Origin of the sequence: Terrabacter sp. NPDC080008 (genome assembly GCF_040702505.1) — a bacterium.
Lineage (GTDB): Bacteria > Actinomycetota > Actinomycetes > Actinomycetales > Dermatophilaceae > Terrabacter.
The window spans coordinates 775,041-791,666 of the sequence record NZ_JBFBLC010000001.1 but is presented as its reverse complement, the minus strand read 5'-3'; the positions used below and the strand labels follow the sequence as shown (position 1 = coordinate 791,666).

Here is a 16,626-nt window from a genome sequence, read left to right as displayed (position 1 = left end):
TCCTTCGCGCGTGTGGGCCGGGTGGCGGGGCGGCTGGCGGCACCCAGCGTATGCCGCCGGGCCGGCTCCCCGACGGGTGGCTAGCGCCCGGCCAGGGACAGCAGGTCGTCGAGGACGTCGCCCATCCGCATGAGCAGCGAGACGTGCCCCTCTCCCTCGACGAGGTGGGCGCGTGCGCCGGCGACGTGGGCGGCGAGCCACTGGGCGTGGGCGAAGGGCACCATGAGGTCCTCGGTGCCCTGCCAGATCGCGGTCGGCACCTTCATGTCATCGAGGTCGAACCCCCACGGACGTGTGTGGGTCAGGTCGTCGTCGCGCCACCCGACGATTCCCTGGGCCCCGGCGTGCCGTGACGCCGCGGCGAGGTAGTCGGCCAGCTCGCCCGTCATCGCTGCCACGTCCACCGGCGGCAGGAGCCCGCCGAGCTCGCGGGTGATGTCGTCCGCCGTCGCGGAGAAGAGCGGAGTGCCGTGCTCCTCCAAGTAGGCCGTCAGGGCTTCGCTGCCCTGCGCCACCGCGCCGTACTCGGCGATGTTCTCGGGGCCCATGCCGGCCGTCGGGTCGAGGCCCTCGGCACCGGGCGGGGCGATGCCGACGCCGGAGGTCGCCGCGAGGCACCGGCCGGGGAGGGTCGCGGCGCAGGCGAGCGCTCGCGGGCCGCCGCCGGACCAGCCCAGGGTGACGAAGGAGTCGAGGCCCAGCGCATCGAGCACGACCGCGGTGTCGGCGGCGTCGTCGGCAACGGTGGCCGTCGTGTCGGCGTCGGTCCGTGGGGTGGACCGGCCGTAGCCGGGGCGCGAGTAGGAGATGGTCCGCAGCCCGCGCTCGGCCGCCGGGCGCTCGAGGATGCCGAACGGCACGGCGGCCTGGGGTGTGCCGTGGTGGAAGACGAGCGGCAGGCCGTCCTCGGGTCCGGTGACGAGGACCTCGAGGTCACGGCCGTCGGGCGTGCGGACCAGCTGCATGTCGTGGGTGGGCATGACCTCATGCAACCACGGGCCGCCCTCTGCACCGCGGATTGCCGAATCGCCTGCCGCCCAGCGGGCGCCGGCGTAGCGTGGCTCGGATCAACCTGTCAGGGGACCGAGCAGTGAGCGAGGGGACCATGCCAGAGTTCATGGACGTGCACACCAACATGCCGGGCGTCACGTCGGAGGCGCTGATGGAGGCGCACCAGGCCGACCTCGACATCCAGGACGACGAGGGCGTGAAGTTCAAGCAGGCCTGGGCAGACCCCAGGACCGGGCACGTCTTCTGCCTGTCGGAGGGGCCGAGCGCGGACGCCGTGCGCCGCATCCACGAGCGCACCGGACACCCGGCCGACGAGATCCACGAGATCACCGTCACCGCCTGAGTAGGGTCGGGGCGTGGACGCCGACGCCTCGCTCCGTTTCCGGGCGGCGCGCGTGGCACGCCTCGCGACGGTCCGGCCCGACGGACGGCCGCACCTGGTGCCGGTCGTCTTCGCCGTGGTGCGTGACGCCCGGGATGACGGCGACGTCGTGTGGAGCGCCGTCGACGACAAGCCGAAGTCGACGCGGGCGCTGCAGCGGCTGGCCAACGTCGAGGCGCACCCCGACGTCACGCTCCTCGTCGACCACTACGACGACGACTGGTCGCGGCTGTGGTGGGTGCGCGCCGACGGCACGGCCTCCGTCGTCCACGCCGGTGAACCCGGCAGCGAGGAGGCCCTGGCTGCGCTGGCGGCCAAGTACCCGCAGTACGCCGACCGGCCGCCGGCGGGACCGTTCCTGCGCGTCGCGGTCACCCGGTGGACGCGGTGGGGCGCCTGACGGCATACCTCGCGTACGTCGTGCCCCCGGCGAAACGGCGGGCGTCCACGAGATTCAGGTCGAGGCGTATGCCGCCCGGCAGCGCCCGCGTGCCGCCACCCACGACCGCGGGGACCGTGAGCAGCCGCAGCTCGTCGACGAGGCCGGCGCGCAGCGCGTGCGCGGCGAGCGTCGGGCCGCCGACGCTGACGTCGCGGTCGGAGGAGGCCACGAGGCGGGCCACGGCCATCGGGTCGAAGTCGCGCTCGAGCCGGGTGCGGGCGCTGGTCACCGAGTCGAGCGTGCGCGAGTAGACGACCTTGTCGGCGGCCTTCCAGATGCGCGCGTAGTCCTGCGCCACCTCGTCTCCCGACCCGTCGGTGGGGGCGGTCTCCCAGAAGACCATCGTCTCGTAGAGGCGGCGCCCGCAGAGGTAGGTGCCGACGTCACGCTCGAGGTCGTTGACGAAGGCGTGCACCTCCGCGTCCGGGGCTGCCCAGTCGAAGCCGCCGCTCGTGTCGTTGACGTAGCCGTCGAGGGAGCAGATGGTCGTGTAGACGAGTCGTCCCATGGTCCGACTGTGCCACGCGGCAGCGGCATTCAGTCGAAGTCGCGCAGGGCCCGGTTCTCGATGTCGCGGAGGACCTCGTCGGCGCTGCCGGCCGAGACCTCACCGCGGCGACGCGCCTCGAGGACCAGCTGCCGCTCGACGTCGCTCGCCCGGCGCAGCACCGTCTCGAGCTCGTCGGCGCGCCGGTCGCTCGCCTCGTCGTCGCCCGCCCGCGCCCGGTGCAGGCTCTGCTGCGCGGTCACGTAGCCCTCGTACTGCGCGAGCGCCGCGGCGCGCACGTCCTCGTCGAGGGTCGCGGCCTCGCCGCGGATCTGCTCGAGGGCGGCCCGGCTGGCGCGCAGGCGCAGCCGCGCGACCTCGGCGGAGTCGTCGACGTCGCTGCCGACGCGAAGGCGCTTCGTCAGCGGCGTCAGGGTGAGGCCCTGGAGCACCAGGGTCACGAGGACGACGACGAGCGCGACCGTCACGAGCTGGGCCCGGTCGGGCAGTGCCTCCCCCGAGGCGACGACCTCCGGCAGCGCGACCGCCGTGGCGACGGTGACCACTCCGCGCATCCCCGCCCACGCGACCACCGTCGACTCCCGCCACCCTGTCGGCACGGGCAGGTCGCGGCGCCGGGCCCGCAGCCGGCTGAGCCAGGCGGCGGGATAGATCCAGACGGCGCGGAAGACGATGAGCGTCCCCACGACCAGCAGCGCCAGCCAGGCCGTGTCGGTCCCGGTGCCCGTCGAGCGGATCACCGCGACGAGCTCGAAACCGAGCAGCGTGAAGACGAGGCTGGTGATCAGGAAGTCCGCGTAGTCCCACACGGCGCGGCCGAGCAGCCAGCCCCCGGAGGTGGTGGCGTCGTGGCCGTAGGTGCGCAGGTAGAGGCCGAGCGCCAGCACGGCGAGGACGCCCGAGCCGTTGACGTGCTCGGCACCGACGTAGGCGACGAACGGCACGAGCACCGTCACGGTCGTCTCCGCGTACGCGTCGTGGATCCTCGCGAGCACGAGGCGCGTCACGAAGCCGAGGACGACCCCGGCCAGCACGCCGAGGACGACCGCCTCGACGAGCTCGACCGCGACCTGCCCGCCGGTGATGCCGCCCGTGACCGCGGCGATGATCGCGACCTTGTAGGCGACGAGCGCCGTCGCGTCGTTGAACATGCCCTCGCCCTCGAGGATGGTCACCAGGCGGTGGGGCAGGCGCAGTCGACGCGCGACGGCTGTGGCGGCCACCGGGTCCGGCGGCGACACGATGGCGCCGAGCACCCACGCCACCGACCACGGCAGCCCAGCGGCGTGCGACACGACGGCCACGACCGCGATCGTGGCCAGGGTCAGGCCCACCGCGAGCGTGAACACCGCGCCCGCGTGCTCGCGGAACTCGGTGACGGTGGTGCGCTGCGTGGCTGCGAAGAGCAGGGGCGGCAGGACGACCGGGAGGATCAGCGAGGGATCGAAGGAGAGCGGGTTCTCCGGCACGACGAAGGCGATCGCGAGCCCGAAGATGGTCAGGAGCACCGGCTGCGGCACCCGGATCCGGTCCGCCACCGGGGTGAGCACGATGACGCCGACGGTGACGACGAGGACCAGCAGGAGGGTGCTCACCGTCCGAACCTACGGGGCGGCGCCGAGGTGCGCAGGCAGCGTCCCGAGACGGCTCAGTCCCGGCCGAGCGGGTGGGCGAAGGGCCCGACCCACATCAGCAGCGTGTTGACCACGACGACCACGGTCACGACACCGGCCCAGACGGGCGACAGGAGCGACCAGGCCGCGACGATCGCCGTGCCGAGGACGAGCACCTTGGTGGCCACCACGAGGGCCGGCACCCGGCTGCGAGCCCGCGGCGCCGCGAACAGGCCCCAGAGGACGGCCGCGATGGCCGGCACGAGGATGCCGGCGAGGACGTGCTCGAGGGTCGTGGTGCCGAGGTGGGCGCCCCAGACGGCGAGGAGCACGACGGCAAGCACCTCGACGGCGAACGCGACGAGGTCGTTGGCGTTGACCGGGCCGCCCGCCTTGGCCGGGTCGACCGGGTCGACCGTGTTGTCGCCGGGTTGCTGCGTCATGCGTCCGGCGTGTCGAGGAAGGCGTGCGTGAGGTCGGCCAGCTCGCGCGCCGACTCGGTGTTGAGGAGCGGACCCGCGCCGTCGAGGACCTGCAGGCGCGCGTTGGGCAGCTGTTGTGAGAGCTGTTGCGCCGCAACGACACCCGCTTTGTCCTTCGAGCCGGCGACGAGCAGGACCGGCGCCGTGACGGTGCGCAGCGACTCCGTCCCGTCGAAGCCCTTGAGCGCGTCGAGCACGGCGAGCATCCGCGGGCGCGAGACGCCGGCGTCGACCAGCTTGCCCTCGGGCACGAGCCGCATCGCGATCTTCTGCATCCGCAGCGCCCCCTTTGACGGGCGCACGAGCGCGCCACCGAGGACGAGGCGACCGACCAGCTCGGGCCGCTCGACGGCAAGACGCAGGGCCACGCTGGCCCCGACCGAGACCCCGACGAAGTCAGCCTGCTTGACGCCCTGCAGCTCGAGCTCGTCCGCCACCCCGGCCGCTGCCGCGCCGAGGTCGAAGCCGACCGGGTCCTTCGGCTTGAGCCCCCGCATCCACGGCGCGCTCATCGGGCGACCCGCACCGTAGGCCGAGACGAAGTCCTGCCAGGCGATCGGCGACTGGCCCAGGCCGTGGAGGAGGACGAGCGGGCGGGGACGGGCGTCGCGGTCGGCAGCGGACGGCATACGAAAGCCTCTCAGCTCCAGTCGAGGACGACCTTCCCGCACTGGCCCGAGCGGGCGGTGTCGAAGGCCTCCTCCCACTGCTCGGCCGGGAAGCGGTGGGTGATGACCTGCGTGACGGCGGAGCGGAAGCGCTCGGAAGTCGCGATCATCTGGGACATGGCGTACCAGGTGTCGTACATCTCGCGGCCGTAGATGCCCTTGAGCGTGATCATGTGCGTGATGACCTTGCCCCAGTCGAGCTCGTAGGACTGGTGCGGCAGGCCGAGCAGGGCGATGCGGCCGCCGTGGTTCATGTTCGTGATCATGTCGGTGACGGCGGGGGCGGCGCCCGACATCTCCAGGCCGATGTCGAAGCCCTCCTTCATGCCGAGGTGGGCCTGCGCGTCGGCGAGGCTCTCGCGCGTCACGTTGATCGTCAGGTCGGCGCCGGCGTGCTCGGCGAGCGCGAGCCGGTAGTCGCTGGCGTCGGTGACCACGACGTAGCGGGCGCCGGCGTGCCGGGCGATCGCGGCCGCCATGACGCCGATCGGGCCGGCTCCGGTGATGACGACATCCTCGCCGACCATCGGCCACTGCAGCGCGGTGTGCGTGGCGTTGCCGAGCGGGTCGAAGACGGCGCCGAGGTCGGGGTCGAGGTCCTCCGGCTGCACCCAGACGTTGGTGGCCGGGATGACGACGAAGTCGGCGAAGGCGCCGTCGCGGTTGACGCCGATGCCCTGGGTGCGGATGCACAGGTGGCGGCGGCCGGCGCGGCAGTTGCGGCACGTGCCACAGACGATGTGGCCCTCACCGGAGGCGCGGTCGCCGACCTTGACCTCGGTGACGTCCTCACCGACCTCGACGACCTCGCCGTAGAACTCGTGGCCGATGACGAGCGGCGGGGTCACGGTGGACTCCGCCCAGTCGTCCCAGCCGGCGAGGTGCAGGTCGGTGCCGCAGATGCCGGCACGCATCACGCGGATCTTGACGTCCGCGGGGCCGCACTTCGGCTCCGGACGGTCGACGAGGGTGAGGCCGGGGCCTGCGGACAGCTTGGTGAGGGCACGCACGGGGAGAGTCTGCCACTGCCGATAATGGGTGCGTGGACCCCTCTGACCCCGGCCGACCCGAGAGCGCCCGCGTCGCCGGCGCCGTCACGCGGCTGCGCGAGGCCGGCGAGCGGGTGACGACGGCCAGGTATGCCGTCCTCCGCGTCGTCGACGCCGCCGACCGTGCGGACGAGCACCTGAGCGCCGAGCAGATCGGGGCCCGGGTCGCCGATCTCGAACCGGCCGTGCACCGGGCGACCGTCTACCGGACGCTCACCTCACTCGTGGACACCGGCGTCCTCTCGCACGTTCACCTCGGCGGCTCCGCCACCGTCTACCACCTGACGGAGCCGGCGACGCTGGAGGAGTACGAGGGCGGGTACCGGCGCGAGCACCAGCACGAGCACGCGCACGTCCAGTGCCACGAGTGCGGCCGCGTGTTCGACGTGCCGGCCGAGGTCTTCGACGAGGCGCGGGCGACGTTGCGTGAGCAGCTCGGGTTCGAGCTCGACACCGGCCACGCCGCCCTCCTCGGCACCTGCCGCGACTGCCACCCGACCTGACCCGCCCGAACCGTCGAGAGGCCAATGTTTGCGGATGGGCCGCAGTCGAGAGGCCAGACTTCGCGACGCATCGTTGTCCACTCGACCTGCACGAACCCGCGAACTTTGGCCTCTCGACGTTCAGGGACCCGCAGACTTTGGCCTTTCGACGGTTAGAGGGCGTGGAGGTCGAGGAGGTAGCCCTGGGCGGGGGCGAGGACGGGCACCGGCAGGCCGACCGCGGTCAGCACCGAACCAGGCACGACGAGGCCCTCCTCCGACAGCGCGGCCTCCCACCACGGTGGCGGGGTGTGCTGCACGACGGCGGGCAGCCCGGCCTCGGGACGCACCCGGACGGCATACGACCGGTCGGGGTCGAGGCCCGGCAGCGGAAGTGAGCCGGTCACGGCGTCCCGCCCCGTGACGAGCCGCGCGACCGTGTAGGCCGCGTGGCCGCGCTCCGCGTCGACGGTGCCGGTCACCAGGACGGTGCCGTCCGGGCTCTCGGAGCGCACGAGGTCGCCGGTGTGCAGCAGCGGCCGCAGCTCGCGCGCCAGGCCGGTCCAGCGCGTCAGTGCCTCCAGCTCGTCGGCCGAGCACGTCGTGATGTCCCACTCGAGGCCGGCGTGACCCTGCAGCGCCATCAGCATCCGGAAGCCGAGGTCGACCGTGCGGTGCGTCGTGTGCGCGGTCGCCGGTCCGACGTGGGTGCCCATGAGCTCCGGTGGCACGAGCAGGCTCGTCCAGCGCTGGATGCTGGCCCGCTCGAGGGCGTCGTTGCAGTCGCTCGTCCAGATCCGGTCGGTGCGCTCGAGTACCCCGAGGTCGACCCGGCCGCCGCCGCTGCTGCACGACTCGATCTCGAGCTGCGGGTGACGCGCCCGCAGGTCGTCGAGCAGCCGGTAGAAGGCGAGGGTGTGGGCGTGCACAGCCGGCGCGTCGACCCGTCGACCCTTAACGCCGTCGACCGTGTGCACCGCCTCGAGCAGGTCGCGGTTGTGGTCCCACTTGATGTAGTCGATGCCGTACTCGCCGACCAGCCCGCTGATCCGCTCGAGCAGCTGCTCGCGTGCGTCGTCGTGGGTCAGGTCGAGCAGCTGCTGGAACCGCCACTCCCGCGGTGAGCCGGCGGCCGGGCGCAGCACCCACTCCGGGTGGGCACGCACGAGGTCGCTGTCCTCGTTGACCATCTCGGGCTCGAACCACAGCCCGAACTCGAGCCCGAGGCCCTTGACGTGGTCGACGAGCGGCGCCAGCCCTTGCGGCCACACGTCCGAGGAGACGCCCCAGTCCCCCAGGCCCGCGCGGTCGTGCCGACGACTGCCGAACCAGCCGTCGTCGAGGACGAAGCGCTCGACACCGATGCGAGCGGCCTTGTCCGCCAATGCTTTCAGATGGTCGAGGTCGGTCTCGAAGTAGACGGCCTCCCACGTGTTGAGCACAACGGGGCGCGGCCGCGACGGGTGCCCCGGGCGCGCGCGGAGGCTCCGGTGGAGGCGGCGTGAGAGCCCGTCGAGCCCGTCGGTGGAGTGGACGAAGACGACCGTCGGGGCGGCATACGTCTCCCTCGGCGCGAGGCGCACCTCGCCGGGCGCGAGCAGCTCGCCGCCGCCGATGACGGCGTGGTGACGGCCGGCACCCTCCGGCAGCGCCTCGACGAGATGCTCGTGGTTGCCGCTCCACGCGGTGTGCACGGCCCAGACCTCGCCTGTGCGCCAGCCGAATCCGTGTGTCCCGGCCATGAGCAGCAGGGTCGCGTCGTGGCCGGTCCGACCGCGCCGGCTGGCACGCAAGTGGGTGCCGTGGTCGAGGCTGCTGCGCTGCGGCGAGCGCTCGCGGCACCAGCGTCCGGTGAGGTCGAGCACCTCGTCGGCGCGCACCGGCAGCGGCAGGATCGCCCGGAGCGCCGACACGTCGAGGGGTGCGGCCTCGTGGCCATCGTTGGTGACCGCCGCGTCCACCCGCAGCACCCCGTGCTCGTCGAGCGAGTGCCGCAGCTCGAGCCGTATGCCGTCAGCCGAGCTCGCGCGCGTCACGAGCGTCGTGCCCTCGGCCGAGCACACGGCGTCCTGCCACCGGACAGCGCCCGCGCCGCCGCCACGGTGGCCGGCCCAGCCGGGGGTGCCCGACCAGCCGTCCGCCTCGCCCGGCAGCACGGTCAGCGGCCACGCCTCGTCGAGGGCGCTCGGCGGCGCGGGCGGCGTCGTCACGGCGGCCAGGGCGGCATACGTGCTCGGGCCCCCCGCCAGCGCCGGACCCCAGTGCACGACCTCGGGGAGGCCGGCGCCGTCGGGGCGTGGCGCGAGCACGAGGGCGGTGCCGGCGGCCTCGACGACGAGCGGTGGGGCACCGGCCGGGTCGGCTTGGGGGCGGGGGGTCATCGGCACGGCGCACTCGCCTCTTCGGTTGCTGGGGATCGGGCTGGTCGGGGTGGGGTGGGACGGCAGGCTGGATGCCCCGCGATTGTCCTACGCGGTCCCGGCACTGCACCACTCGCCGGGGGTGTGGACCTCGTGGACGATGCGCAGCTCCTGCTCCGCGTCGCCCCGGGACTGTGGACGCAGAGCCGCATCGATGTGCCACTCGAACCGCTCGTCGGCGGGCCACCGTCGGGCATGCTCGGCGAGTGCCAGCGGCACGAGCCGCAGCCGGGAGTCGACCCACTCCCGCGACCACGGCCCGTCCTCGTAGATGCTGTGCGCAGAACGGAACTCAAGGTAGACGGTGCGGCGCAGGGCGTTGCCGACGGCCGGCGGCGAGCCGTGCACGATCATGTCGTCGTGGACGAGCACGTCGCCCGGCTGCAGCTCGACCTCGATGGCGCCGGGCAGCTGCCAGCCGTGCTGCTCGGCCACCGCGCACGCGTCGGTGCGCTCGCGCTGCGAGCCCGGCACGACGTGCAGCGCGCCCTGGCCGCTGAGCGAGGCGTCGAGGTAGACGTCGACGTTGAAGATGCGGTGCCGGCGCGAGTGGACGGCGTCCTGGTGCCACGGGATGGGGGCGCCGTCGCCGGCGGACTTGAAGACCATCGACTCGTAGGTCGGCACGAAGTCCGGTCCGGCGAGGCTCTCGGCGATGCCCAGCACCTCCGGTGAGCCGAGCAGCTCCAGCGAGGCGGCCTCACCCTTGTCGTGGAGGTAGTCGACGCGGTACATCACCTCGCCCGCGGGTCGCCGGGCGAAGAGCCAGTCGCCGGGGCGGGGGCGGTTCGGGTCGAGCCCGTCGGCCATCCAGCGCTCCGACGCACGCTGGAGGCGCTCGAGCAGCTCGGGCCGGATGCGGCCGGGCAGCACGAGGTAGCCGTGCTCGTCGAAGAAGCGGACCTGCTCGTAGGACAGCGACCACGGCGAGAGCACGTCGCGGCGACTCTGTGTGGGGGCGGTTTCAGTCGTCATGCATCGACCCTAGGAGCGGGGATCCCGGCATACTTCCGCCATGAGCGCTCCTTCTTCCCGGATCCGAGCCACCTCGCCGCTGGAGGAGCGGTTCGGCTTCGCGTGCGGCCTCAGCAGCGTCCCGGTCATGGCGCGCGCCCACCGGCACGACGACGTCGAGGTGGTCCTGCCGCTGGGAGGCGCGGCGGTGCTCGACCACGGCGGCACGGCATACGGCATCGGCGCCCACGAGTGCGGGGTCTTCTGGGCGGGCCTGCCACACCGACTGGCCGACACGGATCCCGGCGGCGCGGGAGAGGACGTGTCGGTGGCGTGGCTGACCGTGCCGCTCGTCGACGTCCTCGCGTGGCACGGCCTGCCGTCGACGTTCGCCGCCGAGCTGCTGCGCGGGCGCCTGCTCACCCTCGCCGCGCCGGCCGCCATGGAGGGCTCCATGCGGACGTGGAGCCGCGAGATCGGCGCCAGCCCCACGCTGACGAGGGCCGCGCGGCTCGAGGTGGAGGCGTTCCTGACCAGGGCGGCGCCAACCGCGCGACCGCCCGAGGGGCTGCGGCCCACGCCGTCCGGGCCGGCCGCCGCGGCGACCGCCATGGCCTCGTTCGTCTCCTCGCACTACCGGGACCCCCTCTCCGTGGCCGACGTCGCGGCGGTGGCGCACCTGCACCCGAGCACCGCCGCCGCGACCTTCCGCAGGCACCTCGGAGTCACGATCGGCGACTACCTCGCCCAGTGCCGCACCGCCGAGGCGCAGCGCCTGCTCATCTCCACCGACGCCACGACGAGCGAGATCGCGCTGCGCGCCGGCTTCGGCTCGACGAGCCGGTTCTACGCCCGCTTCGTACAGGACGTCGGTATGCCGCCCGCCGCCTACCGCCGGCACCTGGGCTGAGCGGGCCGGCGGCCCCGCCGGGATGTCACTTGACCGAGCCCGCCGCCAGGCCGGCCTGCCAGAAGCGCTGCAGGCTGAGGAAGACGACGATGAGCGGGATCACCGAGACGAGCGAGCCGGCGATGACCAGGGTCTGCAGCTGCGGGTCGCGCGAGATCTGCGACTGCCAGTAGAAGAGGCCGTAGGTCAGCGGGTAGAGCTTCGCGTCGTTGAGCATGATGCGCGGCAGCAGGAAGTTGTTCCAGATCGCGATGAACTGGAAGAGGAAGATCGTCACGAGCGCCGGCGCCATGAGGCGCGAGGCGATCCCGAAGAAGATCCGCCGCTCCCCCGCCCCGTCGATGCGCGCCGCCTCGATGATCTCGTCGGGCACGGCCGAGGCCGCGAAGATGCGCGAGAGGTAGACCCCGAAGGGGCTGACGATGCTCGGCAGGAACACCGACCACATGGTGTCGGTCTGGGACACCTTGGCGAAGAGCAGGAAGAGCGGCAGCGCCAGGGCGGTTGCCGGGACGAGCACGCCGCCGAGCACGACCGAGAAGATCAGCTCGCGTCCGCGGAAGGTGTACTTCGCCAGTGCGTAGCCGGCCATGGCCGCCAGCAGTGTCCCGACGCCCGCGCCGACCCCGGCGTAGAGCACGGAGTTGAGGATCCAGCGCAGGAAGACGCCGTCGTCGCGGGTGAAGAGGGCACTGAGGTTGTCCCACAGGGCCCAGCCGGAGAACCAGAAGCCGTTCGTCGTGACGAGGTCGCTCTGCGACTTCGTCGAGTTGACGACGAGCCAGTAGACCGGCAGGAGGAAGTAGACGGCCAGGACGACGAGGAAGACCATCGCGATGACCACTGCCGTGCGCGAGACCTCGCGGGACCCTCGCTTGGACGTCGCCGCGGCGGGCGCCTTGCGGCCGCGCCGGGCGGCCTCGGTCGCGGTGCTCACAGGGCCGCTCCTCGTCGTTGGGTGAACCGCAGGAAGCCGAAGGACAGGATGAAGGTCGCGACGGCGAGGACGACCGACAGCGCCGCGGAGAACGAGTAGTTGTTCGAGGCCGCGACGGCATACGCCTGCATGTTCGGGGTGTAGCCGCTCGTCACGTTCGTCGAGATGGTCTGGAAAACGACCGGCTCGGTGAAGAGCTGGAGCGTGCCGATGATCGAGAAGACGGTGGTCAGCACGAGGGCGGGGAAGACGAGCGGGATCTTGATCGAGAAGGCGGTGCGGATGCCGCCTGCGCCGTCGATGCGGCTCGCCTCGAAGATCTCCTGGGGCAGGGCCTGCAGCGCCGCGAAGATGATGAGCATGTTGTAGCCGGTGTAGGTCCAGGTCGTCACGTTGGCGATGGACCACAGGATGAGGTTGCTGCCGAGGAAGTCCGGTGCGGTGCTGACCTGGTTGAGCGCCGCCACGATCGGCGAGAGCTGGGGGCTGTAGAGGAAGGCCCACATCAGTGCCGCGATGACGCCCGGGATGCCGTAGGGCACGAAGAAGGCGATGCGGAAGAAGCGCTTGAGGCGCGCGACGGCCGAGTCGAGGATCAGCGCCGTCACGAGCGCGATCGTCAGCATGATCGGGACCTGGACGATCCCGAAGACCAGCACGCGGAGCACGCCCGCGCGGAAGGTGTCGTCGCTGAGGACGTTGGCGTACTGCTCGAGGCCGGCGAAGACCTGCTGGGTCTGGCCGAAGATCCCGCCGGTGCGCTCGATCTTGAACAGGCTCTGGTAGATCGCGTAGGCGATCGGGACGAGGTAGAAGAGGACGAACGGGACGAGGAAGGGCAGCAGGAACCACAGCCAGGGTCTCCGTCGCCTCACGCGCTCGGTCGTCGGGGGCGCCGACTCCGCGGCGCCGCTGCGGGCTGCCGGCCGGACGCCGGACGCAGCCGGGTCAAGGGGTACTGCCATGGCTCCTCCAGGTGGGCGCGTCGGTCACGCCGCGGGCAGGTGCGACCCCGTGCGCGGCGCGTGTTCGCGCCGCGCACGGGAGGTCGTCACGGGGCGACGGGGATGCCCTGCGCCTTGAGGGCCGCCTCGGTCTGCGTCTGGGCGGACTCGAGAGCCTGACCCAGCGTGCCCTGGCCGTTGAGGGCCTTGGTGAACCCGTCACTGAGGAACCGGTTGGTGTCGGTCATGATCGGGCCCCACGTGAAGTCGGTGTTGACGTTCGCCGACGCCTCCTTGAAGGTGTCGAAGATCTTCTGGCCGCCGTAGAACGGGACACCCTGCGACAGTGCCGGCATCTCGAGGCCCGCCTTGTCGGCCGGGTAGAGACCGCCCTTCTCGTTCTCGAGCGCCAGCGCGGCCGGGTCGGTGTTGAGCCAGAGGGCGAACTTCGCGGCCTCGGCCGGGTGCTTGCTCGACGCCATGACAGCCGTCGTCGAGCCGCCCCAGTTGCCGGCCGCCTTCTCGCCGGCGTTCCACTGCGGCATGTAGGCCACCGCCCACTTGCCGGACGTCGCCTTGGCGTTGTCGCGGATCGTCGAGTAGCCCCAGGCCGCGGAGACCCAACTGGCCACCTTGCCGTCATTCCAGGCCTTGTAGAGGTCGGGCGAGAAGCCCTGCAGGTTCGTGGCGACGAGCTTCTGGTCTATGAGCTTCTGCCAGTAGTCGGCGACCTGCTTGGCCTTGGGGTCCGTCAGGGAGACCTTCACCTGGCCGTTCGAGGTGTCGAAGATCTTGGCGCCCGCCTGCCACAGCAGGCCGTCGAACCAGTTCGCGTCCTGCTGCGGGAAGTGGGTGATGTAGATGCCCTTGGCCTTGAGCTTCGTTGCGGCGGCTGCGTACTCGTCCCAGGTCTTTGGCACGGCGATGCCGTTGGCGTCGAAGATGTCCTTGCGGTAGAAGAGCGCCATGGGGCCGGTGTCCTGCGGGATGGCGTAGACGCCCGGTCCGCCGACCTGGGCCTGCGCCCACGACCAGTCGACGAACTTCGACTTGGCGTCCGAGACGCCGGGGCAGCCACTGATGTCCTTCAGGCCGTTCTGCAGCCGGAAGCTCGAGAGGGTGTCGTACTCGACCTGGCCAAGGTCGGGAGCGGTCCCGGCCTTCAGCGCGTTGAACATGTTCTGGTAGGTGCCGGCGTTGCCCGCAGGGGTGTTCTTCACCGTCACCTGGATGTCTGGGTTGGCGGCGTTCCACTTGGCGACGACCTGGTCCATGCCCGGGACCCACGTCCAGAACTGGAGCGAGACCTTGCCCCCGGTGGGGGCGCAGGCGGAGGCCGTGCCGGACTGGCCGCCCGCCTCGGTGCTGCCCGAGGACGAGCCGCCGGAGCTGGAGCAGGCGGCCGCGAGGAGAAGGGGCGCCACGAGCAGCGCGGTCCACCGCGGGACGCGGCGGCGGGCCCGAGAAGCGGGGCCGAGGGGGTGGGTCATTGCAGGGTCTCCTTTGACGCTGAGCCGGGTGTGTTGTCGGAAAAGGCGACAGAGTCGAACAGTCGCCACCAGAAACCTCCAACAATGGACAGAGAATGTCCGGCGGACATGGCGCTGTCAATACTTCTGTCCATCCCCACGGACAGTCGCGACCGAACCGAGACCAACACCCGCACTAGTTGCCGAGTTTTACACCGTTGCAATGAGATTCGCTTGCCTATCGATTCCGGCGCACCCCTCCGAGACAGAGCGTTCAGCGCCCCCGCCGACGACCGCGGTGTTCGAGTGTTCGGAATTGTTGACACCGCGCCGATCGAGGCGACACCCTGTCTCCCATGCGCGCATGGCCGACGAAGACCCTGGCACTCGGTGGCGACTACAACCCGGAGCAGTGGCCCCGCTCCGTCTGGGACGAGGACGTCGAGCTCATGCAGCGGGCCAACATCTCCTTCGTCAGCCTCGGCATCTTCTCGTGGAGCTGGCTCGAGCCGGCGAAGGGCGAGTACGAGTTCGAGTGGCTCGACTCGATCATGGACAAGCTGCACGCGGGCGGGATCGCCGTCGACCTCGCCACCGCCAACGCCACCCCGCCGCCGTGGCTCTCGGCCGCGCACCCCGAGATCCTGCCCGTCGATGTCGACGGCCACACCCTCTGGCCGGGCAGCCGCCAGGCCTGGTGCCCCACCACGCCCGTCTTCCGCGAGTACGCCCACGCCCTGACCCGGCAGATGGCCACCCGCTACCACGAGCACCCCGCGGTCGCGATGTGGCACGTGTCCAACGAGTACGCGTGCCACAACCTGCCCTGCTACTGCGACGAGTGCGCCCGCCACTTCCGCACCTGGCTGCAGCGCCGCTACGCCACCCTCGACCGCCTCAACGACGCGTGGGGCACGGCCTTCTGGAGCCAGCGCTACACCGACTGGACGCAGATCCTCCCGCCGCGCCGCTCGACGACGTTCAACAACCCGACCCACGTCCTCGACTACAAGCGCTTCAGCTCCGACGCCCTCCTCGACTTCATGCGAGACGAGCGGGCGATCCTCGACGAGCTCTCCCCCGGCGTCCCGTTCACGACGAACTTCATGACCCTCACGGGCTTCCGCCACCTCGACTACTCGCAGTGGACCCCGACCGTCGACGTCGTCAGCACCGACCACTACATCGTCGACACCCTGAAGCACCCGCGCGCCGAGCTCGCCTACAGCGGCGACCTGACCCGGGGCCTGGCCGGCGGCGCGCCGTGGATGCTGATGGAGCACTCGACGAGCGCGGTCAACTGGCAGCCGACCAACCACGCCAAGGACTTCGGCCAGACCATCCGCGACGCCCTCGCGCACGTGGCCCGCGGAGCCGACACCATCGGCTGGTTCCAGTGGCGCCAGTCCCGCGCCGGCTCCGAGAAGTTCCACAGCGCCGTCGTGCCGCACGCCGGCCCCGACAGCGCCCGCTTCCGCGAGGTCGAGGAGCTCGGCCGCATCGCCGGCCGGCTCGGCGAGCTCGTCGGCAGCCGCGTCGAGTCCCGCGTCGCGATCCTCCACGACTACCAGGCCATCTGGGCCGCCGAGGGCCCGTGCATGCCGAGCTCCGAGCTCGACGCCCTCGAGGCCGCGCACGCCGTCCACCGGCTGCTGCAGGACCGCGGGGTCACGGCGGACGTCGTGCACCCCTCGGCCGACCTCACGGCATACGCCCTCGTCGTCGTCCCGCAGCTCTACCTCGTCACCGACGAGCACGCGCGCGCCGTCGCGGCGGCTGCCGAGGCGGGCGCCCATGTGCTCGTCACGTACTTCTCCGGCATCAGCGACGAGGACGACCACGTGCGCCTCGGCGGCTACCCCGGCGCCTTCCGCGACCTGCTCGGCGTGCGCGTCGAGGAGTTCTTCCCGCTCGGGCGCCACGACACCGTCGCGTTGTCGGGCGGCACGGGCACGTGGTGGAGCGAGGACGTCACCGCGCTTCCGGGCACGGAGGTGCTGAGCACGTATGCGTCGGGCCCGCTCACCGGGCGCCCCGCCGTCACGCGCCGCGACCTCCCGGGCGGCGGTGGCTGCGCCTGGTACGTCAGCACCCTGCCCGACGACGCCACCCTCGGCGCGCTGCTCGACGACGTCCTGGCCGGCGCCGGTGTCGAGCCGACCGTTCCCGGCCTGCCGCGCGGCGTCGAGACGACCCGCCGCCGCACCGACGCCGGGTCGTGGCTCTTCCTGCTCAACCACACGCACGACCCGCAGACGGTCCAGGCGAATGGGTACGACCTCGTCGCGGACGCCCCCGTCGACGGCACCGTCCGCCTCGCCCCGGGGGGCGTGGCCGTCGTTCGGGAGGACTGAG

General features: G+C 71.9%; 16 protein-coding genes. 5 read left to right on the top strand and 11 right to left on the bottom strand.

The features are described 5' to 3' along the window. Positions 1-80: 80 nt before the first annotated feature. The gene (locus AB0316_RS03700; RefSeq protein ID WP_366270561.1) at positions 81-980 is read right to left on the bottom strand and encodes an alpha/beta fold hydrolase; all 900 of its coding nucleotides are present in this window, start codon (positions 978-980) and stop codon (positions 81-83) included. Between the two features lie 125 nt (positions 981-1,105). Between AB0316_RS03700 and AB0316_RS03695 the strand changes: the two genes are divergently transcribed. Together AB0316_RS03695 and AB0316_RS03690 are read left to right on the top strand one after the other, a co-directional pair. Next, positions 1,106-1,354 carry an SCO4226 family nickel-binding protein gene (locus AB0316_RS03695; protein WP_366270559.1) on the top strand — a complete coding sequence of 83 codons (249 nt, stop codon included), beginning with the start codon at positions 1,106-1,108 and terminating at the stop codon, positions 1,352-1,354. 13 nt (positions 1,355-1,367) lie between these two features. Then, entirely contained in the window at positions 1,368-1,793 is a 426-nt protein-coding gene (locus AB0316_RS03690) for a TIGR03668 family PPOX class F420-dependent oxidoreductase (protein WP_366270558.1), read from the top strand. Here AB0316_RS03690 and AB0316_RS03685 read toward each other — a convergent pair. The 5 genes from AB0316_RS03685 to tdh are packed head-to-tail and all read right to left on the bottom strand — an operon-like array spanning position 1,765 to position 6,116. Then, on the bottom strand, positions 1,765-2,343 hold the full coding sequence (locus AB0316_RS03685) for a dihydrofolate reductase family protein (RefSeq protein WP_366270556.1): 579 nt from the start codon (positions 2,341-2,343) through the stop codon (positions 1,765-1,767). The genes AB0316_RS03690 and AB0316_RS03685 overlap by 29 nt on opposite strands. Before the next feature lie 29 nt (positions 2,344-2,372). Then, a complete protein-coding gene (locus AB0316_RS03680; RefSeq protein WP_366270554.1) occupies positions 2,373-3,938 on the bottom strand; it encodes a Na+/H+ antiporter in 1,566 nt (521 codons plus the stop codon). A 53-nt stretch (positions 3,939-3,991) separates the two neighbouring features. Beyond that, entirely contained in the window at positions 3,992-4,399 is a 408-nt protein-coding gene (locus AB0316_RS03675) for a YrdB family protein (protein ID WP_366270553.1), read from the bottom strand. Continuing rightward, complete coding sequence (locus AB0316_RS03670) at positions 4,396-5,067, bottom strand: alpha/beta hydrolase (protein ID WP_366270551.1); 672 nt, start codon at positions 5,065-5,067, stop codon at positions 4,396-4,398. Before AB0316_RS03670 ends, AB0316_RS03675 begins: the two co-directional genes overlap by 4 nt. Before the next feature lie 11 nt (positions 5,068-5,078). Beyond that, the gene (tdh, locus tag AB0316_RS03665; RefSeq protein ID WP_366270550.1) at positions 5,079-6,116 is read right to left on the bottom strand and encodes an L-threonine 3-dehydrogenase; all 1,038 of its coding nucleotides are present in this window, start codon (positions 6,114-6,116) and stop codon (positions 5,079-5,081) included. Positions 6,117-6,148: 32 nt separating this feature from the next. On the opposite strand from tdh, the gene AB0316_RS03660 reads away from it, so the two are divergent. Beyond that, entirely contained in the window at positions 6,149-6,658 is a 510-nt protein-coding gene (locus tag AB0316_RS03660) for a Fur family transcriptional regulator (protein ID WP_366270549.1), read from the top strand. A 152-nt stretch (positions 6,659-6,810) separates the two neighbouring features. Here AB0316_RS03660 and AB0316_RS03655 read toward each other — a convergent pair whose 3' ends face one another. Together AB0316_RS03655 and AB0316_RS03650 are read right to left on the bottom strand one after the other, a co-directional pair. After that, complete coding sequence (locus tag AB0316_RS03655) at positions 6,811-9,018, bottom strand: alpha-galactosidase (protein ID WP_366271287.1); 2,208 nt, start codon at positions 9,016-9,018, stop codon at positions 6,811-6,813. Positions 9,019-9,105: 87 nt separating this feature from the next. After that, positions 9,106-10,032: a phytanoyl-CoA dioxygenase family protein gene (locus AB0316_RS03650; RefSeq protein ID WP_366270547.1), complete on the bottom strand. Its 927-nt coding sequence runs from the start codon at positions 10,030-10,032 to the stop codon at positions 9,106-9,108. A gap of 40 nt (positions 10,033-10,072) precedes the next feature. On the opposite strand from AB0316_RS03650, the gene AB0316_RS03645 reads away from it, so the two are divergent. Then, complete coding sequence (locus AB0316_RS03645) at positions 10,073-10,921, top strand: helix-turn-helix domain-containing protein (protein ID WP_366270546.1); 849 nt, start codon at positions 10,073-10,075, stop codon at positions 10,919-10,921. Positions 10,922-10,946: 25 nt separating this feature from the next. Here AB0316_RS03645 and AB0316_RS03640 read toward each other — a convergent pair whose 3' ends face one another. The 3 genes from AB0316_RS03640 to AB0316_RS03630 all read right to left on the bottom strand — a co-directional run bounded on the left by AB0316_RS03640 (position 10,947) and on the right by AB0316_RS03630 (position 14,292). Then, a complete protein-coding gene (locus AB0316_RS03640; RefSeq protein WP_366270545.1) occupies positions 10,947-11,858 on the bottom strand; it encodes a carbohydrate ABC transporter permease in 912 nt (303 codons plus the stop codon). After that, entirely contained in the window at positions 11,855-12,823 is a 969-nt protein-coding gene (locus AB0316_RS03635) for a sugar ABC transporter permease (RefSeq protein WP_366270543.1), read from the bottom strand. Before AB0316_RS03635 ends, AB0316_RS03640 begins: the two co-directional genes overlap by 4 nt. An 86-nt stretch (positions 12,824-12,909) precedes the next feature. Next, positions 12,910-14,292, bottom strand: a complete 1,383-nt coding sequence (locus tag AB0316_RS03630; RefSeq protein ID WP_366270541.1) for a sugar ABC transporter substrate-binding protein — start codon at positions 14,290-14,292, stop codon at positions 12,910-12,912. Between the two features lie 335 nt (positions 14,293-14,627). Here AB0316_RS03630 and AB0316_RS03625 point away from each other — a divergent pair, with 335 nt between their 5' ends. Next, on the top strand, positions 14,628-16,625 hold the full coding sequence (locus AB0316_RS03625) for a beta-galactosidase (protein WP_366270539.1): 1,998 nt from the start codon (positions 14,628-14,630) through the stop codon (positions 16,623-16,625). The last annotated feature ends 1 nt before the right edge of the window (position 16,626 follow it).

Excerpts from the sequence above, each read along its gene's own strand:
- AB0316_RS03635 (WP_366270543.1), bottom strand. The coding sequence starts at position 12,823 with ATGGCAGTACCCCTTGACCCGGCTGCGTCCGGCGTCCGGCCGGCAGCC.
- AB0316_RS03655 (WP_366271287.1), bottom strand. The coding sequence starts at position 9,018 with ATGACCCCCCGCCCCCAAGCCGACCCGGCCGGTGCCCCACCGCTCGTC.
- AB0316_RS03675 (WP_366270553.1), bottom strand. The coding sequence starts at position 4,399 with ATGACGCAGCAACCCGGCGACAACACGGTCGACCCGGTCGACCCGGCC.
- AB0316_RS03645 (WP_366270546.1), top strand. The coding sequence starts at position 10,073 with ATGAGCGCTCCTTCTTCCCGGATCCGAGCCACCTCGCCGCTGGAGGAG.
- AB0316_RS03695 (WP_366270559.1), top strand. The coding sequence starts at position 1,106 with ATGCCAGAGTTCATGGACGTGCACACCAACATGCCGGGCGTCACGTCG.
- AB0316_RS03630 (WP_366270541.1), bottom strand. The coding sequence starts at position 14,292 with ATGACCCACCCCCTCGGCCCCGCTTCTCGGGCCCGCCGCCGCGTCCCG.
- AB0316_RS03670 (WP_366270551.1), bottom strand. The coding sequence starts at position 5,067 with ATGCCGTCCGCTGCCGACCGCGACGCCCGTCCCCGCCCGCTCGTCCTC.
- AB0316_RS03625 (WP_366270539.1), top strand. The coding sequence starts at position 14,628 with ATGCGCGCATGGCCGACGAAGACCCTGGCACTCGGTGGCGACTACAAC.
- AB0316_RS03650 (WP_366270547.1), bottom strand. The coding sequence starts at position 10,032 with ATGACGACTGAAACCGCCCCCACACAGAGTCGCCGCGACGTGCTCTCG.
- AB0316_RS03700 (WP_366270561.1), bottom strand. The coding sequence starts at position 980 with ATGCCCACCCACGACATGCAGCTGGTCCGCACGCCCGACGGCCGTGAC.
- AB0316_RS03685 (WP_366270556.1), bottom strand. The coding sequence starts at position 2,343 with ATGGGACGACTCGTCTACACGACCATCTGCTCCCTCGACGGCTACGTC.